The following is a 692-nucleotide window of genomic DNA, read 5'->3' on the forward strand; positions in this document are numbered from 1 at the left end:
AGATGGTCCAAGTGCTGGTATTGGTATGTGTACCGCATTAGTCTCAGCTATCACTGGCATTCCTGTCAAAGCGAATGTAGCTATGACGGGTGAAATTACGCTGCGTGGTGAAGTATTAGCCATTGGTGGACTAAAAGAAAAACTGTTAGCTGCTCATCGAGGTGGAATAGATACAGTATTAATTCCTCACGATAACGTTAAGGATTTAAAGGAAATTCCTGAAAATGTTAAACAAGGTTTAACTATCATTCCTGTTAAATGGATCTATGAAGTGCTCGATGTTGCCTTACAGCATATGCCTTCAGCCAATAACGAAACGGGAGTTATTGCCTCTGATAAAAATAAGTATCATGAGGTAAACTCACCCAATCATCATTAATCACTGGAGCAAGCAATGACACTGGTACAAAAGCAACGCTTGATAGGGGCTGCCTTATTACTCTTTGTTATCGGTGTTATTGCTTGGTTGTTATTAGCTTCTGTTGCAAAGAATGATATCGACGATATCGTGGATAAGCCAATTCCTTTTGATTCCATCATTGAGCCTTTAGATGATGAACCGGAACGTGTTGAACCGCCAGTGACACCTCAGGAGGTTGCACCGACTACGCAGTCAGATGACACATCAGTAAATAAAGACAATGAAAAGCTGACTGAAAAGGAACATACTGCTCCAGCTCCAGCTCCAGCTC

The 692-nt window shown here is 41.6% G+C and carries 2 protein-coding genes; both read left to right on the forward strand.

What is annotated here, in order from left to right:
- Positions 1–379: S16 family serine protease (locus B2248_RS07170; protein ID WP_286722590.1), on the forward strand; the 379-nt coding region annotated here is incomplete at its 5' end.
- A 15-nt stretch (positions 380–394) separates the two neighbouring features.
- On the forward strand, positions 395–692 hold a 298-nt coding region (locus B2248_RS07175; RefSeq protein WP_286722591.1), incomplete at its 3' end, for a hypothetical protein.

The organism is Methylophaga sp. UBA2012 (assembly GCF_002335235.1).
Lineage (GTDB): Bacteria > Pseudomonadota > Gammaproteobacteria > Nitrosococcales > Methylophagaceae > Methylophaga > Methylophaga thalassica.